General features: G+C 40.3%; 18 protein-coding genes. 12 read left to right on the forward strand and 6 right to left on the reverse strand.

From position 1 onward, the window contains the following. Positions 1 to 17 precede the first annotated feature (17 nt). Together CEY16_RS08250 and CEY16_RS08255 are read left to right on the forward strand one after the other, a co-directional pair. Complete coding sequence (locus tag CEY16_RS08250) at positions 18 to 1,625, forward strand: glycoside hydrolase family 13 protein (protein WP_101331515.1); 1,608 nt, start codon at positions 18 to 20, stop codon at positions 1,623 to 1,625. Positions 1,626 to 1,725: 100 nt separating this feature from the next. Next, positions 1,726 to 2,595: an ROK family protein gene (locus tag CEY16_RS08255; protein ID WP_338015911.1), complete on the forward strand. Its 870-nt coding sequence runs from the start codon at positions 1,726 to 1,728 to the stop codon at positions 2,593 to 2,595. A 94-nt stretch (positions 2,596 to 2,689) separates the two neighbouring features. On the opposite strand, the gene CEY16_RS08260 is transcribed toward CEY16_RS08255, so the two are convergent. Next, positions 2,690 to 3,964, reverse strand: coding sequence for a glucose-6-phosphate isomerase (locus tag CEY16_RS08260; protein WP_101331517.1), 1,275 nt, complete (start codon positions 3,962 to 3,964; stop codon positions 2,690 to 2,692). A gap of 70 nt (positions 3,965 to 4,034) precedes the next feature. Further along, positions 4,035 to 5,783, reverse strand: coding sequence for a glycoside hydrolase family 13 protein (locus CEY16_RS08265; RefSeq protein ID WP_101331518.1), 1,749 nt, complete (start codon positions 5,781 to 5,783; stop codon positions 4,035 to 4,037). Positions 5,784 to 6,134: 351 nt separating this feature from the next. On the opposite strand from CEY16_RS08265, the gene CEY16_RS08270 reads away from it, so the two are divergent. The 5 genes from CEY16_RS08270 to CEY16_RS08290 all read left to right on the forward strand — a co-directional run bounded on the left by CEY16_RS08270 (position 6,135) and on the right by CEY16_RS08290 (position 13,359). Next, positions 6,135 to 7,475, forward strand: a complete 1,341-nt coding sequence (locus tag CEY16_RS08270) for an extracellular solute-binding protein (protein WP_238378804.1) — start codon at positions 6,135 to 6,137, stop codon at positions 7,473 to 7,475. A gap of 98 nt (positions 7,476 to 7,573) precedes the next feature. Further along, on the forward strand, positions 7,574 to 8,857 hold the full coding sequence (locus CEY16_RS08275) for a sugar ABC transporter permease (protein WP_101331519.1): 1,284 nt from the start codon (positions 7,574 to 7,576) through the stop codon (positions 8,855 to 8,857). Next, positions 8,858 to 9,700: a sugar ABC transporter permease gene (locus CEY16_RS08280; RefSeq protein WP_101331520.1), complete on the forward strand. Its 843-nt coding sequence runs from the start codon at positions 8,858 to 8,860 to the stop codon at positions 9,698 to 9,700. 37 nt (positions 9,701 to 9,737) lie between these two features. Then, positions 9,738 to 12,119: a glycoside hydrolase family 31 protein gene (locus CEY16_RS08285; protein ID WP_101331521.1), complete on the forward strand. Its 2,382-nt coding sequence runs from the start codon at positions 9,738 to 9,740 to the stop codon at positions 12,117 to 12,119. 217 nt (positions 12,120 to 12,336) lie between these two features. Then, complete coding sequence (locus tag CEY16_RS08290) at positions 12,337 to 13,359, forward strand: LacI family DNA-binding transcriptional regulator (protein ID WP_101331522.1); 1,023 nt, start codon at positions 12,337 to 12,339, stop codon at positions 13,357 to 13,359. 78 nt (positions 13,360 to 13,437) lie between these two features. Here the strand turns inward: CEY16_RS08290 and CEY16_RS08295 are convergent, their stop codons facing one another. From CEY16_RS08295 to CEY16_RS15215, 4 genes are all read right to left on the reverse strand, one after another. After that, positions 13,438 to 15,066 (reverse strand): amidohydrolase, encoded by a 1,629-nt coding sequence (locus tag CEY16_RS08295; RefSeq protein ID WP_101331523.1) that lies wholly within the window; start codon positions 15,064 to 15,066, stop codon positions 13,438 to 13,440. 2 nt (positions 15,067 to 15,068) lie between these two features. Then, positions 15,069 to 16,511 carry a sodium:solute symporter family protein gene (locus CEY16_RS08300; protein WP_101331524.1) on the reverse strand — a complete coding sequence of 481 codons (1,443 nt, stop codon included), beginning with the start codon at positions 16,509 to 16,511 and terminating at the stop codon, positions 15,069 to 15,071. Positions 16,512 to 16,825: 314 nt separating this feature from the next. Further along, positions 16,826 to 18,289, reverse strand: a complete 1,464-nt coding sequence (locus tag CEY16_RS08305; protein ID WP_101331525.1) for a sodium/proline symporter — start codon at positions 18,287 to 18,289, stop codon at positions 16,826 to 16,828. Beyond that, positions 18,286 to 18,444, reverse strand: a complete 159-nt coding sequence (locus CEY16_RS15215; protein WP_162297900.1) for a hypothetical protein — start codon at positions 18,442 to 18,444, stop codon at positions 18,286 to 18,288. Before CEY16_RS15215 ends, CEY16_RS08305 begins: the two co-directional genes overlap by 4 nt. A gap of 240 nt (positions 18,445 to 18,684) precedes the next feature. Here CEY16_RS15215 and CEY16_RS08310 point away from each other — a divergent pair, with 240 nt between their 5' ends. The 5 genes from CEY16_RS08310 (at position 18,685) to CEY16_RS08330 (ending at position 24,302) form a co-directional block, all read left to right on the forward strand. Continuing rightward, positions 18,685 to 20,397, forward strand: coding sequence for a M28 family peptidase (locus CEY16_RS08310; RefSeq protein WP_101331526.1), 1,713 nt, complete (start codon positions 18,685 to 18,687; stop codon positions 20,395 to 20,397). Continuing rightward, complete coding sequence (locus CEY16_RS08315; RefSeq protein ID WP_101331527.1) at positions 20,381 to 21,391, forward strand: NADH:flavin oxidoreductase/NADH oxidase; 1,011 nt, start codon at positions 20,381 to 20,383, stop codon at positions 21,389 to 21,391. The genes CEY16_RS08310 and CEY16_RS08315 overlap by 17 nt, the downstream gene beginning before the upstream one ends. A gap of 120 nt (positions 21,392 to 21,511) precedes the next feature. Then, positions 21,512 to 22,552: a ketopantoate reductase family protein gene (locus tag CEY16_RS08320; RefSeq protein ID WP_101331528.1), complete on the forward strand. Its 1,041-nt coding sequence runs from the start codon at positions 21,512 to 21,514 to the stop codon at positions 22,550 to 22,552. A gap of 102 nt (positions 22,553 to 22,654) precedes the next feature. Beyond that, positions 22,655 to 23,146, forward strand: a complete 492-nt coding sequence (locus tag CEY16_RS08325; protein WP_101331529.1) for an Lrp/AsnC family transcriptional regulator — start codon at positions 22,655 to 22,657, stop codon at positions 23,144 to 23,146. Between the two features lie 94 nt (positions 23,147 to 23,240). Then, positions 23,241 to 24,302 (forward strand): M42 family metallopeptidase, encoded by a 1,062-nt coding sequence (locus CEY16_RS08330; RefSeq protein ID WP_338015912.1) that lies wholly within the window; start codon positions 23,241 to 23,243, stop codon positions 24,300 to 24,302. Positions 24,303 to 24,438 lie beyond the last annotated feature (136 nt).

Genomic DNA, 24,438 nt, shown 5'->3' on the forward strand with positions numbered 1-24,438 from the left:
ATAGGAAGGAATTTTTGATGAGTGAATGGTGGAAAGACTCGGTAATTTATCAGATTTATCCTCGTAGTTTCAATGACTCTGATGGAGATGGAATCGGAGACCTTCAAGGAATCATTGAAAAGCTGGATTATCTGAATGAGTTAGGGATTGATATCATTTGGTTAAGTCCAGTTTATGATTCACCGAATGATGATAATGGTTATGACATAAGGAACTATTACGAAATCATGGAAGAGTTCGGGACAATGGAGGATTTTGATCTACTATTAAGCGAAGTACATGCTCGAGGAATGAAGTTGATCATGGACCTCGTCGTCAATCATACATCGGACGAGCATGAATGGTTCAAGAAGTATCCTGATCATTATTTCTGGCGCGATCAGCCGAATAACTGGAATTCTGTATTTGGTGGTCCTGCTTGGGAATATAGTGAAGAGCGAGATCAGTATTATCTACATATTTTTTCAAAAAAACAGCCGGATCTGAACTGGGAGAATCCAGTTGTTCGAGAAAAGATATACGAAATGATGCGTTGGTGGTTGAATAAAGGGATTGACGGTTTCCGTATGGACGTCATCAATTTCATATCAAAAGATCCGACACTTCCAGACGGACCGGATGGAGATGGTAGCCGCTATTTCATGAACGGGCCGAGGGTACATGAATTTTTACGAGAAATGCATGAAGAAGTTTTGCAGCATTATGATTGTATGACGGTTGGCGAGATGCCAGGAGCGACACCTGAAGATGCGCAAGTTTATACGAACCCTGATAATCATGAGCTCGATATGATCTTCACTTTCGAGCATATGGATTTGGATCAACATTCACATGAGAAGTGGGATTTTAAGAAGTTGGATTTAATAGATCTGAAAGAAAATCTAGAAAAATGGCAACATGCACTTCACGGTTGTGGTTGGAATAGTCTTTATTGGAATAATCACGACCAGCCTCGCGTCGTATCCAGGTTCGGAGATGACGGGAAATACCGCAAGGAGTCAGCGATGATGTTAGGGACATGCTTGCATTTTTTACAGGGAACGCCTTATATTTATCAGGGAGAAGAACTTGGAATGACCAATGTCACATTCGACCATATTGATGACTATCAAGATATAGAGACATTGAACATGTATGAAGAGAAAAGGGCTGAGGGGATTTCTGAGGAGTCTATCATGCAGTCGATCCACGTAAAGGGAAGAGATAACGCGAGAACTCCTGTGCAGTGGTCAGATGCACCGCATGGAGGTTTTACCACAGGAACTCCTTGGTTAAAAATGAATCCGAATTATCATGATGTTAACACGGAAAAAGAACGGACGGATCCTTATTCTGTGTTCAAGCATTATCAGGAACTGATCAAGCTTAGAAAAAATTATAGTCTTATAAAAAATGGAACGTTCGAATTGTTGCATCGTGATCATTCTGAAGTATTTGCGTACGAACGGTTAATTATAGATGAGAAAATGACTGTTTACTGTAATTTCAGCGATTCACATCATAAGTTCCAACGACCTGAAGGAGATGTAATTCATTCGAATTATCAAGGGGCGGGAGATGGAGACGAAGTATTCGAATTAAGACCATATGAAGCAGTTGTTTTTTATTACTTTAAGAATGTTTAACTTTGTTAAAGGACAAAAGTATGTGAAAAACTAAGGCTTTCACCATTAGGATTTGGTGAGAAGCCAAGTTTTTCTCACAATAAATCTAGGGGTTGAAATGATGAAAGTACTAGGAGTGGATATTGGCGGTACGAAAATTCGTTTCGGGATCGTCGATGAGAAAGGGAAGGTTTATGTAGATGAGCGAGTGGAAACTACTTTTCCACTTTATGAATTGTTAGAACACCACGTCATGCGTTTAATTGAAAGTTACCCTGAAATTGAAGCGATTGGGATTGGTACAGCAGGGTTCGTCGACGCAAAGAACGGCAAAATCATATATATGTCAGAAACGCTACCTGGTTGGACAGGCACTGAAGTGAAAAAGCAATTGGAGAAGGCAACGAACTTACGTGTTGAAGTCGAAAATGATGCCAACTGTGCGGCGCTTGCTGAAGCGAAGTTCGGTTCAGGTAGAGGGTATGAACGGATGGTATGTCTGACGTTAGGCACTGGGCTTGGTGGCGGAATTATCATTGATGATGAAATCTTATCCGGCGGGCCGAATGGTGGCACCGGTGAAATCGGTCATATGATCCTTTACCCGAATGGACAGAAATGTTCTTGCGGGCGTAATGGTTGCTATGAGCAATACGTGTCTGGCACAGCGATCCAACGTCGGATTAAAGAAGCGGGTCTCGAATTGAGTCCGTTTGAATTATTCCCTAAAGCAAGTGAGGACCCACAAGCAGCAAAAGTTGTAAAAGAGTTCACTTTTGACCTAGCAGTGATTATCAGTACACTACAGGCAGCACTCGATATGGATGCTGTAATCATTGGTGGCGGTGTGTCAGAGTCAGCTTCCTATTGGATGGATGACTTGATGAATCAAGTGAAACCACTGCTATTGAATGATTTAGATATCGAATTAGCTTCATTCGGTAATGAAGCTGGAATTTTAGGTGCGGCATTATTAGTTTTGCCGGAATAAAAAAGCGCGTGGCTCTTGGTTAGAGTTCACGCGCTTTTACTGTGTTAAGTTGGTTTTCGATGGGTATGTTGATTAACAGGTCACTTGTACTTTCCTAGTAACCTGGTTTTTTCAACAGTTTGAAAATGTTCGTCTTATAAGCTTCTACACCTGGCTGGTCAAAAGGATTAACGCCAAGCAAATAACCACTGTAGGCACAGGTCAACATATAGAAATATAATAAATACCCTATGTTATATTCATCGATTTTCGGTAGGCGAATTGTCACTTGTGGTACTCCACCTGATAGATGAGCTTCTGATGTTCCTTTGTAAGCGACCTCATTGAATTCGTGTAAAGAAAGCCCTGCAATATAATTCAGCTGATCTTCATCTGTCTCAGAAGAAATTAAATTCAAGTCTTCATCCACTTGATCTACCATCAAAAATGTTTCAAACAAGTTCCGTTTTCCATCTTGGATGTATTGTCCAAGTGAGTGTAAATCGGTCGTGTACGTCACGGAAACAGGGAAGATGCCTTTACCATCTTTACCTTCGCTTTCCCCGAATAATTGTTTCCACCATTCTTGGATGTAATGAAGCTTCGGCTCGAACGAAGCGAACACTTCGTTGGTCAGACCGTCTTCATACATTGAATGACGGATGGTAGCGTATTGGATAGCGGGATTGTCTTCAAGTAACGTTTCTTCTAACTCTTTTTCAGCATCCTTAGCACCGGCTAATAATGTTTTGATATCATAACCTGCGACTGCGATCGGAAGAAGGCCGACCGGAGTGAAAACAGAATATCTACCACCAATGTCATCCGGTACGACGAAACGTTTGTAACCTTTTTCTTCAGCGACTTTCAATAAGGCGCCTTTTTCAGCATCCGTTGTAGCAAAAATGCGAGAAGATGCTTCATCTCCGTAACGCTCTTCCATGTATTTTTGCAAGAAGCGGAAAGCCATGGCTGGTTCGGTCGTTGTGCCTGATTTCGAGATAACATTCAAAGACACATCTTTGTCATCGATATACTCGATCAATTCTTTTAAATAGGCCCCACTCACTTGATGTCCAGCGAACAATACCTCTACATCATTTTTTTGAAAATAGGGGTTCATCGCTTCAATCACTGCACGTGCCCCGAGATAGGAGCCTCCGATCCCGATCACTATTAGTACCTGTGATTGCTTTCTGATTGTTTCAGCAGTTTCTATCAACTGGTTAACTAGCTCCTCATTCGTTTTAGAAGGAGCATCCACCCAGCCTAAAAAGTCTGAGCCTTCACCTTTTTTCTCATATATATTTTGATGGATCTGTTGCAATTGGTTTCTGTGTTCTTTTGTAAATAAAGATTTCATATTGCCCGAATATTGTACGGTCAGCATACTAGTTCTCCTTTTGAAAAAATATTGTACCTTTTATCATACTAGATTTTTTGCCGAAATTGAGAATATTTTAGAAAGTTTCCTTAATTATTGTAAATCCTTTTCCACCTAAAGTTAAACGTTTTTCATTGATTTGGCAGCCTTCACTTATCAAAATATCTGAGTGAGAATAAGGAAGTTCAACCACTTTTTCATCATCGTCTGGGTTTATGACAACAATGATCGATTCGTCTTCAGTTGAACGTTCGTATGAGACTATTCTTGGTTGTGCTTCCAAGGTTAGAAATCTAAATTTACTAGCAGGATGCAAAGATTTCTCGTCTTTTCGTAATTGAATCAAGTTCTGTACAAAGTGAAATAAATCAAGGTCCTGCTTCGATTCATCCCATTCCATACATTTTCTGCAACCAGGGTCTTGGCCGCCTGTCATACCAATCTCATCTCCATAGTAAACACAAGGCGTTCCGACAAACGTCAACTGAAAGAGCATCAGTTGTTTGGCTGATTGAACATCGTCATTACACCTCGTCAACAGGCGAGGGGTGTCGTGGCTTCCTAACAAATTAAAGGCTACTTCGTTGACGTTCTGAGGGTAGGAGGCCATCACATGATTGATTTGGTTTTTGAATTGTCCTAAGTTCATGTTTCCTCTTGCGAAAAAATCTAGAGAAGCTTCGGTGAACGGATAGTTCATGACTGCATCAAATTGGTCTCCTCTCAGCCAAGGCATCGAGTCGTGCCAAATCTCTCCTAGAATATAAACATCTTCTTTAACTTGCTTGACTTCTTGACGGAACTCCCTCCAGAATTGGTGATCAACTTCATTGGCTACATCTAACCTCCATCCATCAATATCGAACTCTTCCACCCAATATCTTGCAACATCTAATAAATAACGTTTCAGCTCAAGGTGTTCTGTATTAAGTTTTGGCATTTTCGGCTCATAAGCAAAGGTATCGTAATTCGGGATTGGTTCTGTTTTAAGTGGAAATTCGTTGATGTAAAACCATTCGACATATTTAGAGTTCTGACCATGTTCAACGACATCTTGGAACGGTTCGAAATAATAACCGCTATGATTAAATACGGCGTCCAACATCACCTTGATGTCGCGATTATGACATTCTTTTACCAGGCGCTTGAATGTTTCTTTATCTCCGAACTGAGGGTCGATCTCGAAATAGTCCATCGTGTCATACTTGTGGTTCGTTGTTGCTTTGAAAATAGGAGTGAAGTAGATTCCGTTGATTCCTAATTCCTTCAGGTAATCTAGCTTCTGGATGACTCCTTCAAAGTCACCACCAAAAAAGTTGTCATACTCTGGTTCTGTACTTCCCCATGCTAGGGTTCCAGGAGGGTTCAATTTTTCATCTCCATTATTGAAACGTTCAGGGAAAATTTGATACCATACGGTGTTTTTAACCCATTCCGGGGCTTGGAACACATCTACCGCATTCAAGAAAGGAAATTTGAAGTAAGCTGTCGGAATGTCATAAGGAATTTCTTGAAGAAACCCTTTTTCTGCAAAATATACTTGTTCGTTATGATGATCTTTCAAGGAAAAAAGATAGTGTGTCCGATACCTGATCGGTTCAATTGCAATAAACCAATAGTCAAAGAACTCGTCATGGCGAATAATGCGCATTTCTGAATGGTGAAGCACGGGTTTATCTTCGTAGTATTCGAAAGGATCTCCGTGAATCAAAGTAACTTCGTTCAAATCACCTTTTTTGGCTCGAAGCTGGATGTGCAGGGTGTCTTTATCATAAGCATAGGAATAATTATCTTTCGGGCGATGATGAATCGCTTCTTTAAGCATAATACTACCTCCAAGTTAATTAATTTTGTGCAACCGTTTTCACTTCGTATCATCATGCCATAATTTTTTTGATAATTCAATAAGATGTTTCGGGCCAGTGTTGATGGTGCTTGCGGAAGTTCAGCCGATTTATAGGATTGAATTTTTTGAAAAATCATATTGCATAAGTTGCTTGTAAATGATTTAATAAGAATAATTAGTGCAAACGCTTTCATTGAAGAAATTGGAACGTAACTTCTTGAACAAGGCGTTATTTATTTTTTGTAATTTGTGCAAACGGTTGCGCAATTTACATAACCAAGCAATAATCAATGAGCGAACGCACTTAATTAAAATCAAGGGGGAAAAGAAATGTTGAACAAGCGTATGTTACTTCTGTTAGGTATCATTATGTCCATGGTGTTAGTTTTAGCAGCATGTGGACCTGACCGTGAATCTTCTGATGATTCAGAGTCGAACGATACAGAAGACACGGAAGAAAGTGAGAATTCTGAAGAAACATCTGATGATAGTGGGGAAGAATCAAGTGACGGAATCTCAGCTGAAAAACCTGAAAAATTAGTGGTTTGGGCGGACGAGGAAAAATCTGTCGGTATTGAAGATGCGATTGCTGCTTTTGAAGAAGAGCATGGAATCGAAATCGAAGTATCTGAATTAGAAATGGCTACAAAACAAAAAGAACAATTACGTCTTGATGGCCCTGCAGGAACTGGCCCAGATGTATTGACTCTACCTCATGACCAAATTGGGCAAATGGCAAAAGAAGGTTTGGTTGATCCAATCAGCGTTGATGACGAAACACTTGGAATTTATACTGATTCTTCAGTCCAAGCAGTGACGTTTGAAGGTGAAACTTATGGTATTCCTAAAGCGACTGAAACTCCAGTGTTAATTTACAATAAAGAACATATGGAAGAAGCCCCTGAATCAATGGAAGAGCTATACGAAATGTCTCAGGAATTCAATGGTGATGGGAAGTACGCTTTTCTAGCACTGTTCGATAACTATTATTTCGCTCATTCCATTTTAGCCGGCTATGGCGGATATGTATTTGAAGAAAACGATGGAACAATGGATCCAATGTCACTAGGGTTAAATACTGAAGGTGCCATCGAGGGTGGAGAATACATCCAAAAGTGGTACGAAGAAGGTTTATTCCCTGAAGGAATCATCGGTGAAAGTGGTGGTTCTACGAAGACAGGTTTAATGGAAGACGGCCAGGTGGCAGCAACTATGGATGGACCATGGGCAGTTCAAGGTCTTCGTGATGCTGGAATCGATTACGGTGCAGCACCAATGCCTAAACTTCCGAATGGTGAATATCCTCAGACATTTGTGGGGGTAAAATCATGGAACGTAAGTGGTTATTCTGAAAATAAAGAATGGGCTACTGAGTTCATCAAATTCATTGCAAACAAAGAAAACTCTAAAGCTCGTTTCGAAGCAGTAGGGGAAATCCCTCCAGTTCAATCATTGATTGAGGATCCTGTAATTGCAGATGATCCAGTATCAAAAGCAGTTGCGATTCAATCAGAGCGTGGCGTACCAATGCCGAACATTCCTGAAATGGGTCACGTTTGGGAACCGATGGCAGGTGCATTACAGTTGATTGCAACAGGAGAACAAACTCCTGAAGAAGCTTTAAATGAAGCGGTAGATACAATCAAAACAAACATTGAAACCAATCAATAATAGTCAATAAAAAGATTGGCAGTGCACGAGCTTAAATGCTTATGCACTGCTGATCATTTATACATAATCTTTTAGGTGTTCAGAAAGGAAGTTACCCGATGGAAGGAAATGAAGTGAAAACGAATCATCGCAAAGTAGCGCTGTATTTATCAATCTTTCCTGGCGCTGGACAATTTTATAACAAACAATACATAAAAGGCTTCTTTTTTCTCATTCTGGGGGCCTCATTCCTTGCAGTGTTTTATGACCTACTGAACATCGGTTACTGGGGTTTGATCACTTTAGGTACAATTCCGATGGAAGACCATTCAATCTTTTTGATGGTCCAAGGTATCATCGCTTTATTGGTGACTGTTGTAGGGTTAGGTATTTATGCTTTGAATCTATTGGATGCTTACAGAAATGGTAAACGTCGGGACGAAGGTACAGAAATTCAGTCTGTATCAAAGCAATATCACAATTTGGTTGATTCTGGCTTTCCTTATTTAATGATTACTCCAGGTTTTCTGTTATTAATATTCGTAGTTATTTTTCCGATCTTATTTGTCATTCTATTATCGTTTACGAACTATAGCGCGAATAATTCGCCTCCAGCGAACCTGGTCGACTGGGTTGGCTTTAAAAACTATATCGAGCTTTTCCAGTTGGATATATGGCGTAATACATTTTTAAATGTATTTTCTTGGACGATTGTATGGACTTTCCTAGCAACTACTTTGCAAATAGCTGTAGGGATATTCTTAGCTGTTCTTGTAAATCAGAAAGAGCTAAGGTTCAAAAAGACAATTCGTACTATTTTTATTTTACCTTGGGCGGTTCCAGCGTTCGTTTCTATTTTGGTGTTTGCAGGAATGTTCAATAATACATTCGGTGCAATCAACACAGACATACTAGCCTTTTTAGGAATGGATCCTATTCCTTGGTTGACTGATCCTTTTTGGACGAAATTCGCATTGATCATGATTCAGTCTTGGTTAGGGTTCCCATTCATATTTGTAATGGTGACAGGTGTACTTCAATCGATTCCGAATGATTTGTTTGAAGCAGCAACAATCGATGGCGCTTCCATGTGGCAGAAATTCAAACAGATTACGTTCCCGATTGTTATGTATGCAACTGCGCCAATCATGATTACGCAATATACATTCAATTTCAATAACTTCAATGTCATCTTCTTATTTAATGGAGGTGGCCCTGCTGTTCCAGGGCAAAATGCTGGCGGAACTGATATTTTGATTTCGTGGATATACAAATTGACGTTGCAGCAGTCACAATATGGAAAGGCTGCAGCTATCACAATGATTCTTTCGTTGATCGTTATCACTGTTGCGATTTGGCAATTCAGAAGAACTAAAGCTTTTCAAGAAGAGGATATGATGTAAATGGATATGAAAACGAGTAAGTGGATCAGACTGACAATAACATATTTCGTTATCTTCATGGTGATGGTCGTTATTCTTTATCCTGTACTATGGGTCTTCGGCTCTTCATTGAATCCAGGGAACAGTTTATCTGGCTCGAGTATGTTTCCTGAGGATGCAACGTTCAAGCATTACAAAGAGTTATTCGATCCAGAAAAAAGTGATTATTTGATTTGGTATTGGAACACGTTGAAGATTTGTTTCTTAACCATGATTATCACCGTTGCCATGATCGCTTTCATGGCATATGCGTTCTCGCGTTATCGATTCGTTGGTAGAAAGTATGGATTGATGACGTTCTTAATCTTACAAATGATCCCCAACTTTGCAGCATTGATCGCGATCTATGTATTGGCTGTTGTTTCAGGACTAATCGATACACACATCGCACTGATTTTGATTTATGTTGGTGGATTGTTACCGATGAATACCTGGTTAGCAAAAGGTTATTTTGAAACAATTCCTAAAGAATTGGATGAATCAGCGAAAATGGATGGCGCAGGTCACTTCAAGATTTTCTGGAGTATCATATTGCCATTAGTTAAACCGATCTTGTCGGTTATAGCGTTGTTCGCATTCATTACGCCATTTACCGACTTCATTCTCGCAAGAGTAATTTTGAGAAGTGAAAGTAATTATACGTTAGCAGTAGGACTTTACGATATGGTAGCTAACAACTTCGGTGCGGAGTTCACTAAATTCGCAGCAGGAGCTGTTCTGATTGCGATACCGATCTCCATCTTATTCTTATCTCTGCAGCGTTACTTGATTTCCGGTTTAACATCTGGAGGAACTAAAGGGTAAAAAAACAAACAAACGACTAACAAAAGTAGGTGAAGACATGGAAGATACGAGCTTTGCAATCCATCCAGGAAATGATCCAGAAAACAACGTACAAGGCTTTTACGATATTGGTGATGTTCTCTCGACTGACATCAGCGATCAAAAGCTATCATTCAAGTGCCAACAAGGCTATATATCAGTCCTGTTTTATAAGAATGATATTGTTCGAATCATCATGAATCCTCAAGAGGAACCACTTCTTGAGGAGAGCTTCGCCGTTGATCAGGCGCCAGAAAATATAAAAGTACATATTGACGATAGCCCAGAAAAGGTTGAAGCATCGACAGATTATATGAAACTGACCATTTCAAAGCACCCATTCCGAGTAAGTGCGTTTGATATGAAAGGAAATTTATTAGTATCAGAAACGGACGATGGAATGGCTGTTGGCAAAAAAGAGGGTGTCATTTGTTACAAAGATGCGAATGAAGAAGATCACTATTTCGGTTTCGGTGAAAAATCAGGCTTTCTAGATAAGCGTGGGGAAAAACTAACGATGTGGAATAGTGATGTTTATGCTCCTCATAACCCTGAAACAGACCCTTTATATCAGTCGATTCCTTTCTTTATGACTTTAAGAAGAGGGTTGGCAAGTGGAATATTTTTTGACAATACATATCGGACGACTTTCGATATGGAGGTTGAACAGTTAGGTAAGTATTCCTTTCACTCGGAAGGTGGTCAACTAGATTATTATATTCTTGCAGGTCCAACTCCTAAGAAAGTCGTTGAGCAGTATACTTCGTTGACTGGAAGAATGCCATTACCACCTAAATGGGCAATTGGATATCACCAATCTCGTTATAGCTATGAATCAAAAGAAGAAGTTGAAGAGCTGGTAAGAAATTTCAAGGAAAAAGATATCCCACTTGATGCTGTTCATTTCGATATTCACTATATGGAAGGATATCGTGTTTTCACTTTTGATGAAGATCGTTTTCCTCAAGCTAAAGAATTGATCCGGTCGCTTGATGAGCAAGGTGTAAGAGTCGTACCGATTGTTGATCCTGGTGTGAAAGCTGATGCTCAGTACTCGATTTACCAAGAAGGCGTTCAGAAAGGTCTATTTTGTAAATATTTAGAGGGAAATATCTTTTTTGGAGATGTTTGGCCAGGAAAAAGTGCTTTTCCGGACTTTCTAAATCCCGAAGCGAGAAAATGGTGGGGAGACAAACACCAATTTTATACGAATCTTGGCATTGAAGGAATATGGAATGACATGAATGAGCCTGCTGTTTTCAATGAAACGAAAACAATGGATACTGATGTGATGCATCGTGGTGACAAGAAGAACCGTTTGCACATAGAAGTTCATAATGTTTATGGGAATTTGATGGCGCAAGGTACATATGAAGGTCTAGTGAACCAGTTAGATGGCAATCGTCCCTTCTTGTTAACACGGGCAGGCTATTCAGGAATTCAACGTTATGCGGCAGTGTGGACGGGTGATAATCGGAGTTTTTGGGAACATCTAGAGATGGCCATTCCGATGTGCCTGAACCTTGGCGCATCTGGAGTTCCATTTTCAGGCGCTGATATCGGTGGGTTTGCTCACGACTCCAATGGAGAGCTCCTTGCAAGGTGGACACAACTCGGGGTCTTCACACCTTATTTTAGAAACCACAGTGCACTTGGGTTTGCTCGTCAAGAACCGTGGGCATTTGGTGAAAAATATGAGAAGATAATAAGTAAATATATCAAACTTCGTTACAGATGGATGCAACACATGTATAAATTGTTCAAAGATGCTAGTGAAACTGGTGTCCCGGTGATGAGACCGATGTATATGGAATATCCATCCGATCAGGAAACGTATAAGCTTTTCGACCAATTCATGATTGGAGAAAGTGTGTTAGTGGCACCGATTTTACGTCCAGGAATCAAGGATCGTTTGGTTTACCTACCAGAAGGAACATGGTATGACTACTGGACTGATGAGACATTTGAAGGCTCTCGAAAACATATCATCCATGCTGAATTGGACCAATTGCCGATCTTCATCAAGCAAGGTGCGGTTATTCCTGAGTTAGATGCTACTTCATCAACTGCTAAACCGTCTAAGAATTTGACCGTTCATGTTTACCCAGGTCAGGATTCTTCATCGTATAAGTTGTATGAAGATGATGGGCGTACTTTCGAGTATAATGATGGTAAGTTTTTTGAATGTGAACTTGTGATTCGTAAGGAAAATGGAAAGCTAGATATTCAATCCCATATTATAAAAGATGCTTTTCAACCTACTTGGGAACTCGTTGAGTTCGTCGTTCATTCTGAAGACTCTGATTTGGATATTAGTTTTAACGATCAAGCAATTGAATCGAAATTGAAAGATAAGGTAAGAACCTTCGGGGTTGAACCTTCAAATCTTTTTAATAGGTAAGATAGTATAAAAGTTTGGCACATAATTGTTTAGCTTGAGCGCTCTTCCTAATCAATAAGTTCTCAATTGAAAAATTGATAAGAGAGCGCTTGCGCTTTTCTTATCCTTTAAGAATGTTTAACTTTGTTAAAGGTTTAAAGTATGTGAAAAACAAAGGCTATCGCCATTAGGACTTGGCGATAAGCCAAGTCTTTCTCAAGATCAAGGAGTATTTCTCATGACACCAACAATAAAAGATGTAGCTAAACTAGCGAAGGTTGCACCCTCTACGGTTTCCAGAGTTATTGCGAATAATCCAAGAATTAGTAGCAAAACAAAAGATATCGTGAGGAAAGCAATGGATGAACTTGGGTATCATCCGAATTATACAGCAAGAAGTCTCGTCAGTAAGAGTACGCAGACAATTGGTTTAGTGATGCCAAGTTCGGCTGAAAATGTATTCCAAAACCCGTTTTTCCCAGAAGTTATTCGTGGGATCAGTACGAAATCCCATGAGAAAAAATACGGGCTATATATGACCACTGGTGATTCTCAAGAGGAAATCTTCGAGGGAGTTTGCGACATTGTCCGAGGTAGAAGGGTCGATGGGTTGATTCTCTTATACTCTGCAGTGGACGATCAGATGATGGACTATTTATTGGAGAAAAAATTTCCTTTTACCGTCATTGGTAAGCCTTATGAACATGAAGAAGAAATCACTTTCGTCGATAATGATAATAAAAAAGCCGCTTTTGATGCTACGTCGCATTTACTTGAGTTAGGTCATGAAAAAGTCGCCTTTGTTGGTGGTGGGATGGAGCTTGTCGTTACGATCGAACGTATTGCGGGCTATGAGAAGGCATTGATGAGTCAGGGCATAGACATGGTGGACGACTATATAGTTCACCACGAATTCTTGCAAGAAGGTGGACGTGACGCGATTCAAGAGCTCATGAACCTTGAACAACCACCAACTGGATTGGTTGTTTCGGATGATGTCATGGCTTTCGGTATTGCTAGTCGCTTAGATGAAATGGGGCTGGATGTTCCTGGAGATATTTCTATTGTAAGCTTTAATAACGTAATATTTTCTGAGTTAGCAACTCCATCATTGACGTCAGTCGATATCAATATATTTCAGTTAGGATATGAAGCGGCGGAATGCTTATTCGAAATTTTAGGGGAAGAAAAAGTTCTTCCTAAAAGAATTACGATCCCTCACAAGCTGATCGTGCGAAATTCATGTAGCCAATTAGATTAAAAAGGAAGCCAACTCTAATGAGTCGGCTTCCTTTTTTTCTTGTGGTTTTTTAATCAACACTTTATCTTAAAGAATATATTACTTTTCAAAAACAACTTTTCCATCAATTATGGTTTTCAATACTTCAATATCCTTGATTTTCATCGGATCGATGGTTGTAGGGTCATCACTCAGCACTGCGAAGTCTGCTCGCTTGCCAACCTCGATGCTTCCAACTTCATCTTCCTCAAAATTCAACCGGGCCCCATCAATGGTCATTGATCTTAAGGATTGAAGCGGTGTGATCTGTTGCTCCTCACCTAATACTTCACCATTTCTCGATTGTCGGTTGACGGCAGCCCAAATGCTGAATAGTGGGGAAATAGGTGTAATCGGGCAATCCGAGTGTAAAGTAAATAATAGGTTTCTATCAACGGCATCTTTCAATGGATTCAATCGTGCTGTACGCTCTGGTCCAAGAAAGATATTCTTGTGCCTGTCACCCCAATAGAATACATGATTAATGAAGAAAGAGGCGATGATGCCTTGTTCTTTCATAGTATCTAAGTCTTGTTCGCTTGCCGTTTGTAAATGTTCAATTCGGTGTTGGTGATTCTTCTTCGGTTGTTTTTCTAAAGCATTTTTATAAGCTTCGATAATGGAACCGATTGCGCGGTCACCGTTCCCATGGGTCGCTATTCTAAAGCCCCTAGAGTGAAGATCGAATATTTCTTGGTTGAAGTCTTCCTGATCATGAAGGAGCTCGCCGTATAAGTTCTCATCACTATAATAAGGTTCGCGTAGAGCTCCAGTTAGTCCTTGTATAGAGCCGTCCTGAAACATTTTTGCACTGTCCAGGCGTGCTCGCCCGTTAGTTTCATTTCTGATAAGTTCATCGAGTTGTGAAGCTGAATATTCTTCAAAACGTCCATTTTTCCCTAGTAGGTGATGAAGAACCAAGAACCTCATATGCAAAGGGTTGACACCTTTTTTAAGTGATTGGATGTGTGCGTCGAATTCCTTTGCACCATAATCCAAACCAACTCCAGCATCTGAAGAAGTGGTAATCCCCTCAACCAAATAATCCTCTGTCGCCTCACCAATATATTCTGCAAGTTCATCAGTAGTCGGAGTCGGTATATGCTTTTGAATGAGTTCTAGTGCTGGCAATTCATGAAAGACCCCATCTAGTTGCCTGTTCTCATACCTACCAAGGTGTCCACCTTTAGGATCTTTTGTGTTTTGATCGATTCCAGCTATCTCCAGCGCCTTTGAATTGGCGACACCGAAATGGACACTGATATGTCTTAAAAAGACTGGGCGATCCGATACGACTGAGTCCAGTTCTTCGCGAGTAGGGTGACGATTTTCTTTTAATAAAGTATTGTCGTAACCCCGTCCGAGAATCCATTCTTTTTCATCAGTAACTTCGGCTTGTTCTTTAACCCGTTCCAAAATATCTGCAATAGATTCGTTTGGTGGGGTGCTACAATCAGCCTGCTTTCGGAACTGTGCGTACATTAATAAGTGGTTATGCGTATCAATAAATCCTGGAATTAATGTTTTTCCGTTAAGATCGATTGTTTCTTGTGCAGAAAGGGAGGGAGCTGACTCAAGCCAGCACCCAATAATTTTTCCGTCTTTTATAGCAACAGACTGCGCGATTGTATTTTTTTCATCAAGCGTTAAAATATTCGCATTTGTGATCAATAAGTCTGCTTCAGTCATTGTTAGTCTCCTTTTTGTTGGGGTTCAAATTTCGCAGAGTTCAAATCTTTCCAAAATACAGCGCGAATTTGTTCCGTCTTATCGTGTTGTGTCAATAAACTGATGATGATCAAACTTGAAATAGATAGTAGGAATCCGAAAATGGTATGGTTAATCGGAATGTTCAACCATGGCCACAGCAGGGTTCCTATTAATGCAATAAACATACTTCCAAGTGCCCCGATTTTAGTTACCCGTTTCCAGAACATGATTGCTAGGAATGGGAAAAGTAATACGGTTGCTGACAGTCTGAGTGCCCATCGGTAGGTTGATGCAATGTCGGTTAATCCGTAGGCCACAATCAGACCGAGAACTGAAATGATTACAACGGTCAACCTAGAAGTGAACATCAATTGTTTATCGGTTGCCCCTGGTTTCATCAAACGCTGGTATAGGTCACGAGTTAGGTTCGAACTACCTTGTAGAATGAATGAGTTCGCACCTGTCATAAGCGCAGCAAGTAAACCGACTAGTACGATACCACCGACTGCTGGCGGTAATAGTTCAGCTGTTACATATGAGAATAGTAGGTCTGGATCCATATCAAGAGGGACATATTGTCTAGCTATGACCCCGATCGTGAATGGTAAAATTGATATCGCTCCGGCAATCAAGAAGCCGGTTGTTCCCGCACTTTTTGCAACCTTTTCACTTTTTGAAGCGAAGATACGTTGCCAAGTCGACTGCCAAATCATATAGAATGGCCCGACGGAAAGTGCATATAATAACACTTCTCCTGCCCCGAAAGGACCAACTGGGCTCAGATATTCAGTAGGAGTATTTTCCAAAATAGCTCCGAAGCCATCTGCGTACATGACACTGGCTACGAATAGAATGACGATACCAATGACAACTACTACTGATTGGATGGCATCAGTAATAATAGTAGCTGGCAAACCTCCTAATATAGTGAATCCTAAAATGAGAACGAATGATAGAAAGATTCCAGTACTGAAGTCCATACCAAGCGCGATGTTAAAAATAGTAGACATACCAACGATTTGTAGTGCAAGTGTCGGTACAGAGTAAATAATAGCTGATAGAATCGAAGGAATTATCCCAGTTCTACCACCGAATCGTTCACCGAATAAATCAGCGAGCGTGTATAAGCGTTGTCTTCTTAAAGGCGCTGCGAATAATAGAATAAGAATTAAACAGAAAATAATTCCTGGTAGGGCGAATTTGAAAAATCCTGAAAGCCCAACGGTGAAACCCATGCCAACCCAACCGATGAATACGGCTGCGCCACACCATGTACTAACAATCGTACCAACAATTGACCAGAAACCCATGTTCCATGAACCGATTAGGTAATTGTCGTACGTCTTTACCTTAGTGAAATAATAGAATCCCATTGCGAACATGAACGAAAAATAGACGATCATGTATGTTAAATACCAAGCCATGCTGAAATCTCTCCTATTAATTTAGTTTTGTAGAGTTGATAATTTTTAAACAAAAAACATCAAAATTTACATAAATTAGTGCAAAATGTCGACTGATTTTGCAACTATATAGAAAACATGTTACATGAAATGGATAATAGATGAAAGAAATGTTGCTATTTTAATAGTATTGAATTTAATAGAAGAAAATGTAAGGAAATATTATTCCTTAATAATTGTTAAAAATATGCTGAATTGTAATCGTTTATCCGTAATAAGCTAGCAACGCATCAAAAAAGCAGCCGCTCTCGTGCGACTGCTTTCCTCGAATATTATTATTTCCATACATATGCTACTTTTTCTAATTCTCGGCTGATTTCTTGTTTATGTGGTTGACTCGTAAACAAACTTACGACTATTGCGAAAAAGAAGGAAGCTACGAATCCTGGTACTCCTTCAACGACAATACTACTCAAACCTGCCTGGTACCAGATCACTACTGCTAATAAACCTGCAAGCATTCCTGCCATTGCTCCTGCGTTCGTGAGCCCTTTCCAATAAAGTGACAAAATCAACACCGGTGCAAAGGTCGCTGCAAGTCCAGCGGAAGCGTAGACAGTGAGCCAGAATACGGACTCGGGTGTCGTCACAGCTACAATGGTAGATATGATTCCGATGATGATGACGACGATACGAGTGATCATGACGTTCTGTTTTTCTGTCAGAGAACGATTGAAATATTTCGAATAAATATCCTCTGTTAAAGTTGAAGAAGCTGATAGTAATTGTGAGTCAGCGGTAGACATGAGAAGTCCAAGAAAGATTGCTAACAAAATTCCACCGAAGATCGGGTGGACTAGTTCAGTCAGTGCCATCGGGAAAATCATTTCCGGGTCGGCAACTTCTGGGAAGATGATTCTTCCAGCATATCCAACAAGGAATGCTCCCCAATAAGTGATCGTTAAGGCTGCTAAACAGATAGCAGCTGATTTTTTAACCTCAGCAGAACTTTTCAAAGCGAAAAAGCGAATCGTGTCATGCGGTCGACCGATTACGTTCAAGCCTAAAGCTAAGAAACCTAAAATTGCACCAAGTAATGCTGAACCTGTAGCACCCATGTTGGCCGATACCATTGTCGGACTGATCTCAGCTGCTTGGCTGACGACTTCTCCCCAACCTCCAGCAAAAGATACCATGAAGATTCCGAGAATGACTGTTCCAATTACTACTCCAAGGCCTTGGAAGTAGTCGGTCAAAGAGACTCCCATGAGTCCACCGAACAAACAATAAGCTGTGACGACAATTCCAGATATAATGATTGCTGTAATAGGGGTGAATCCAAAAGCTGTCTCTAATGTTTTACCAGCAGCAGCTAACTGGGCTGCAGTGTAAGCGGACATGAAGATTACGATAGAAAGAGCGGCAATAATACGGATCATATGTGGATTGCCGCGCACTCTCTTCACAAAGAAGTCTGTATATGTAACAGAATCAAGTAGTTGAGAGTAATTACGTACTCTTTTAGCAATAACGACATAAGCGAAAAGGAAACCCAAGTTGAACCCGATTAAAATGTAAAATACGGAAGGTCCGAGTGCATATACGAGTCCTACATACCCGATCAGGACCCAAGCGCTCATTCCTGAAAAGGCATAGCTGATTGCTGATACCCAACTACCTAATTGTCTTCCGGCAATATGGAAACCTTCTTTCGTTTTCGTAAAGCGGAAAGAATAGACCCCGATACCGACCATCAATAGAAAATAAATAACGATTGGAACGATTAATGCTAAGTTCATCGCAATTCACCTTCTTCCGAATTGTAGTGTTTGAAATAGTGCTCATCTCTCTTTGATGCTTTGTTTTCTCTGATAAGTTGCACGATTGGAATCGCCGTCAAAATGGCAGGGATGACTACGACTACCAACCATGCTCCAAGGGTCCACCCAAGCATTGTCCCACCTCCGTATAATTATCTGAACATTCTTAATTAGAAGAATATAATTAAGTATTATAAACGCAATATTCGACAATGTAAACGGGATATTTTTAAAAAAACAAATTATATATGATTTTATGAAAAATATTATCTTTAAATGATGAATTTATGATAAATTATATAAAATAACCACTTATTATTAATTTTTTTATAAAATAAACTACAAGTTGAAATAAATTCCTCAGGAGGGGTTGGATGACAACAAAAAGTTTGATAGGTGAAGTCGATCAACATAGGTTGATGGAGTACACTTCTTCGATTGCACAATATGAACGTTTATCGGGTACAGAAGACGAAATGAAAGCGTTCGAATACATAAAGGAAACGCTCGAATCATTCGGGTTATTTCCAAATCTTGTCGAACAACAGGCTTACATTAGCCTTCCGAGAAGTGCTAGTTTATCCTGCGATAGTGAATCATTCGAATGTATTACCCACTCAATGGCTCCGTCGGCAGACCGCTGGAACGGGCGCCTAATCAGAGTGGATGCTGAGAATTTGGATGAAAGGTTGCCGGCTGATCGTTATGAAAGTATTGCACTTATAGATGGAATAGCTACACCTGGAGTCGTCAGAAAAATTCAAAATTTAGGCTTTATTGGTTGCATTTTTATCAATACTTCATTAACTTATGAGATGATTGTATCGCCTGTCTGGGGAACACCGACCCCGGAAAAGTTGAAAGACTTACCGAAGATTCCAGTCGTTTCAGTAAATGAAGAAACAGGAAAGAGATTGATCGAGTTATCTGAAAAGGTGTCCTTTGTAGAAATGACGACAAGGGTTGAAACGCGGGTCAGACCGATTCCTCTTTTGACTGTAGATATTGAACCCGGAAAAGGTGATGATACATTCCTTTTGTTCAGTGGTCATGTAGATTCATGGCATTTTGGTGCGATGGATAATGGAACCGCAAACGCTACCATGCTAGAAGTGGCTCGTATTTTTTCTAATAAAAAGGACGAACTTTCACGGACATTACGACTAGCCTTCTGGTCGGGGCATTCTCATGGTCGATATGCTGGGTCGGCCCAATACTGTGATGAAAACTGGCTAGAATTGCATAACCACTGTGTGGGGCACGTCAACATCGATTCTGTAGGTGGAAAAGGTGCAAGTATTCTTTCTCAAGCAAATACTATGGAAGAGATGAAATCCGTTGCATCTTCATCAGTTAAAAAAATAAGTGGTCAAGACTTTGAAGGGAAACGATATGGAAAAGCGGGTGACCAATCTTTTTGGGGTGTCGGAATTCCTTCTTTATATATGGGGCTTTCTGAACAACCTCCTTCAGAGAGTGATGAGCTGGATGCCCGTGAAAAAATGTTCGGCGGCGGAGGAAAGTCTGCTGGCTTTGGCTGGTGGTGGCATACTGTTGAAGATACGTTGGATAAAATTGATCCAGATAACTTGAAGAGAGATTGTGAAGTATACCTAGACTCTATTTCACAAATAGTTTGTGAGAATAAGTTGCCAATCGATCAAGCAGCTGCTATTGATGACATATTGCTAGGTTTGAATGAATGGTCTTTGAAGGCAGGTAATGCACTTGATTTTGAAGAAATCATGAGTCGGCTGAAAAAGGTGAAATCCCTATATCAGGAAGCAACTTCGAATCTATCGGATCAAGTGTTCAACCAATTAGCTATGAGGATGTCGCGAAAACTTGTTCCGTTCAATTATGTCGCAGATAGTAGATACGAATATGATACACTCTTCGCCTTACCTAAAGTCCCGGCATTGATGGATTTCAATCGTTTGGTAGAAATGCATAAAGGCAATGAGGATGAATTTTTCCTGAAAACGAAACTCAAACGGAAAATGAATGAATTATTGCACACTGTTTATGAACTAGAAAGAGATATTTTATTTTACTATAGGAGTGGAGAAAATGACGAAATTACTTAAACCATACAATTTAAAAGGACTAGAGTTGAATAATCGGGTGATGTTGTCACCGATGTGTCAGTATAAAGTCCAAAAGAATGACGGAACACCGACTGAATGGCATTATGTACATTTAGTCAGCCGCGCGGTTGGAGGTGTTGGGCTGATTTGCTTTGAAATGACCAACGTCGAATCTAATGGACGTATTACTGAAAATTGTCTTGGACTGTGGAGCAAAGATCAAGTTCCAGCTTACAAACGAATCGTAGACGAATGTCATAGTTACGGTTCTAAGGTTGCGATCCAAATCGCACATGCAGGGAGAAAGTCTACGGTCAAAGATGAGGAAACAGTCGGTCCGAGTGCGATTGCTTTTTCTGAAAAAATGGACACTCCACGTGCTCTAGAGATAGAGGAAGTCGAGGAGATGGTTCGGAAGTTCGGTGAAAGCACGAAGCTCGCTGTTGAAGCGGGATTTGACTCGATTGAACTGCACGGAGCTCATGGATATTTACTTCATCAATTTATATCGCCAAGAAGTAATCTGCGTGATGATATTTATGGAGAATACGACCGCTTCCCTCTTGAAGTAATAAAAGAAGTACGTAGTCAAATGCCTGAAGACATGCCATTAATCCTTCGTGTTTCAGCAATTGAACACGGGGAAGACGGCTATGGTCTGGACCACTTGATGCCGATGCTCAAAAAGTTTGTCGATGCAGGTGTGGATGCTTTTGATGTAAGTACTGGAGGAAATTCTACGAATAGACCTGAAGTCTATCCTGGATATCAGGTTGATTATGCTGAGGCGATAAAAAAGGAAATAGGCGTACCAGTTATAAGTGTCGGCGCCTTGGAAGATCCGGAGGTGGCGGCAAAAGTTGTGGATGAAGGTCAAGCAGACATGGTAGCGATTGGAAAAGGTCTTCTACGTCAGCCATACTGGCCGAAAGAAGCGGCTGAAAAGTTAGGCGTGGACTTTGATTTACCAGGAGTCTATAACGTAGGATATTAGGTTTTGAGTTGTTAACGTTTATTGTTGCTTTGGCAAATCATATATAGGTGATCGCTTATTCGCTAATAACAACAATGAACTTTAAAAAAGCTTAAATTTTTAAAAAGTGGAGGGGATCAGTTGAAATTCACATTCATTGGCGCCGGTGCTATTGGAGGCGTGGTTGGTGCGTATTTAGCAAAAGCAGGTGAAGATGTCACACTTGTTGATATTAATGAAGCTCATATTAAAGCCATACAAGATAAAGGATTAGCGATCGAAACTCTAGATGAAACTTTTGTTGTTGATGTGAAAGCAAAAACTGTAAATGAGTTACTTGATGAAGGTGGAGAGCTTGATGTGGTAGTGCTGGCGGTGAAAGCCCAGCACACACAAGCTGCTGTAGAAAATATTGTGCCATTATTGACTGAGAATTCCGTAGTTGTTTCGATGCAAAACGGGCTTACAGAAAATGTTATTGCTGAAATAATCGGAGAAGAACGCACAATTGGAAGCTTTGTGAATTTATTTGCGGATTACCAAGAGCCAGGGCTTATTCAATATGGAGGAGTCGGAGCTATGTATATCGGCGAATTAGACGGTGCTCGAACCGATCGAATCGTTGAAATCGAACGTCGGCTTCAAGCCTGGGGTAATGCTGAAGTCACCGATAATATCTATGGATATCTTTGGAGTAAGCTTGCGTATGGTGCGATTTTGACTGCAACCGCTACAGTGGACGAAAAAATGGCAGACACATTGGATCCGATTGATAACCGAGAGATGTTTGTTGAAGTAGCAACGGAAGTATTGAAAGTTGCAGAGAAGGTAGGAGTGGAACCATTAGGATTCAACAACTGGGAACCGAACACAGTTTATCCCAAAGGCAAAGAGAGAGATTGGGATGCAATTAATGAACAATTCGACCGAATCGTTGGGCTACTTCGCACATATAAAAAGGTCAAAACCGGTATTTGGAGAGATCTTGCCGTCCATAAAAGAAAAACGGAAGTACCCTTCCATCTAGGACCTGTCATTGAGAAGGGTGAAAAATTCGGTTTGGACATGACATTGACCCAAAAAATTCTCGATATGATCGTTGAGTTGGAAGAAGGCCGCCGTGAAATGACAAAGGAAAACATCGAAGAGCTAAAAACGTTATCAGAAGAAAAATATAGTTAATATGGTAATAGAATGTCTTTTTTTAGATTTATAGCGACTTATTTGGCTGATTATGGTAATATAGATGTTGAGTCAATATTGAAAAGATAGGTGGTCACTCAAATGTTTGGTGAAGTACGAGAAGACTTTACAATTGATCAGTTAGATAGTGATATTGTCAAACTACTACAAAAAGACGGTCGTTTGTCATACACTGAATTAGCAGAAATCCTAAACACAACAGCCAGCACGATTCGTAATCGTGTGCAGCGTTTAACAGAAAATAATTTTATTAAAGTCGTAGGTGTAGTAAATCCTTTCATGACAGGCATGCCAACAGTGGCTTTCTTAGGCTTGAAAATCGATTTTCATCGCTACGATGCAATTGTCGAATCATTGGAAGCGATTCCAGAAGTTCGTTTCATCGCTGGTTCTTCAGGTGGTTATGATTTATTCACTCAAGTAATTACTTCAACGAATATGAACCTCTACAAAATCATACGTGAACAAATCGGACAAATTGATGGAATCCTTTCAATCGACACAAATATGCTTTTCGACATCCACAAGCAGACATATGATTGGGGTGCCGGACAAGGAGCTACAAAAGAATAGTTTAACTAAAGGATTCTCTATTAAGAGGATTCTTTTTGTTTAATAAATAAAAATTGAAAATATTAGAGGTTATAAATTATCTGGGAGGGATTCGATGTTGGAAAATCTATTAAAAGACTTGACTAACATTCATGGTCCTTGTGGCTTTGAAGAAGATGTAGCTACATACATAGCTAAACGTTTGAATGATTCAGTTGACTCCATAGAGGTTGACGGGGTAGGTAATCTTACTGTTCGCAAAAAAGGAAGGAAAGACGGACCTAAAATAGTTGTGGCCGCCCATATGGATGAAATAGGATTTATCGTAAAGAAAATAGAAGAGAACGGCTTGCTTCGATTTGAAAAGCTAGGTGGTCATGATGACCGAATTCTACTTTCACAACGTGTGCAGTTAAACACAAGTAAAGGTCTACGTAATGGAATAATTGGTACGATTTCAGCTCACATGAAAAAATTTGACGAGCCGAATAAAATACGGTCTCATCAACAGTTATATATTGATATTGGTGCTAACTCTAAGCAAGATGCAGCTGAACTAGGCGTCAAAGTGGGAGACACGGTTACTTGGCATCCTTATTACGATCGATTGACTGAGAATCGAGTAATGGGTAAGGCTTTTGACGACCGTGCTGGCTGTGCTGTATTGATTCAAGCGTTTGAAGAGCTGGAGGCAAACGATTTTTCTGGGGAAATGGTTGGTGTCTTCACGGTTCAGGAGGAAGTTGGATTACGTGGAGCCCGTGTAGCCAGCCGTCAGCAGAATGCAGATGTCGCTATCGCCTTAGATACAACTGCTGTAAGCGATACTCCCGAGGAAATGATGGATCAGACGTTGGCGATTGGTGGAGGTACAGGGATCAAGGTGTTAGACTTCAGTTTAATCGCTAACAAAAAGGTTAGGAATCATTTAGTGGAAATTGCTGAGAGAGAAAAGATTACTCATCAGTTGGAAGTCTTTCCGGGAATCGGGACAGACGCAGGTGAGCTAAGCTTGGCGCACCAAGGCGTACCGACAGGAGTGTTATCGATTCCCTCCAGATATGCTCATTCTTCGGTAGAGGTCGTTGATTTGAATGATATTGAGGCAACGAAGAATCTATTAGTTGCTTTTGTAAAAGAGATGAAGGCAACTGTGGAATATAAGTTTAATATTTAACAAAAGGAGACTTCCACCAATAGCGGAAGTCTTTTCATCGTGAGGTAAGGGCTCACTTAGTAGGTGATTAGTTAGACCAACAATTAGTTTTAACAATCAATTAGGGGTGCAAATTGTATTTTTTACATCAAAACTG

Source organism: Halalkalibacillus sediminis, assembly GCF_002844535.1.
Classification (GTDB): Bacteria; Bacillota; Bacilli; order Bacillales; family Alkalibacillaceae; genus Halalkalibacillus_A; species Halalkalibacillus_A sediminis.

Coding starts and splice junctions, on each gene's coding strand:
- CEY16_RS15215 (WP_162297900.1), bottom strand. CDS start 18,444: ATGCTTGGGTGGACCCTTGGAGCATGGTTGGTAGTCGTAGTCATCCCT.
- CEY16_RS08330 (WP_338015912.1), top strand. CDS start 23,241: ATGTTGGAAAATCTATTAAAAGACTTGACTAACATTCATGGTCCTTGT.
- CEY16_RS08285 (WP_101331521.1), top strand. CDS start 9,738: ATGGAAGATACGAGCTTTGCAATCCATCCAGGAAATGATCCAGAAAAC.
- CEY16_RS08250 (WP_101331515.1), top strand. CDS start 18: ATGAGTGAATGGTGGAAAGACTCGGTAATTTATCAGATTTATCCTCGT.
- CEY16_RS08260 (WP_101331517.1), bottom strand. CDS start 3,964: ATGCTGACCGTACAATATTCGGGCAATATGAAATCTTTATTTACAAAA.
- CEY16_RS08325 (WP_101331529.1), top strand. CDS start 22,655: ATGTTTGGTGAAGTACGAGAAGACTTTACAATTGATCAGTTAGATAGT.
- CEY16_RS08315 (WP_101331527.1), top strand. CDS start 20,381: ATGACGAAATTACTTAAACCATACAATTTAAAAGGACTAGAGTTGAAT.
- CEY16_RS08255 (WP_338015911.1), top strand. CDS start 1,726: ATGAAAGTACTAGGAGTGGATATTGGCGGTACGAAAATTCGTTTCGGG.
- CEY16_RS08270 (WP_238378804.1), top strand. CDS start 6,135: ATGTTGAACAAGCGTATGTTACTTCTGTTAGGTATCATTATGTCCATG.
- CEY16_RS08265 (WP_101331518.1), bottom strand. CDS start 5,783: ATGCTTAAAGAAGCGATTCATCATCGCCCGAAAGATAATTATTCCTAT.
- CEY16_RS08300 (WP_101331524.1), bottom strand. CDS start 16,511: ATGGCTTGGTATTTAACATACATGATCGTCTATTTTTCGTTCATGTTC.
- CEY16_RS08295 (WP_101331523.1), bottom strand. CDS start 15,066: ATGACTGAAGCAGACTTATTGATCACAAATGCGAATATTTTAACGCTT.
- CEY16_RS08310 (WP_101331526.1), top strand. CDS start 18,685: ATGACAACAAAAAGTTTGATAGGTGAAGTCGATCAACATAGGTTGATG.
- CEY16_RS08290 (WP_101331522.1), top strand. CDS start 12,337: ATGACACCAACAATAAAAGATGTAGCTAAACTAGCGAAGGTTGCACCC.
- CEY16_RS08305 (WP_101331525.1), bottom strand. CDS start 18,289: ATGAACTTAGCATTAATCGTTCCAATCGTTATTTATTTTCTATTGATG.
- CEY16_RS08280 (WP_101331520.1), top strand. CDS start 8,858: ATGGATATGAAAACGAGTAAGTGGATCAGACTGACAATAACATATTTC.
- CEY16_RS08275 (WP_101331519.1), top strand. CDS start 7,574: ATGGAAGGAAATGAAGTGAAAACGAATCATCGCAAAGTAGCGCTGTAT.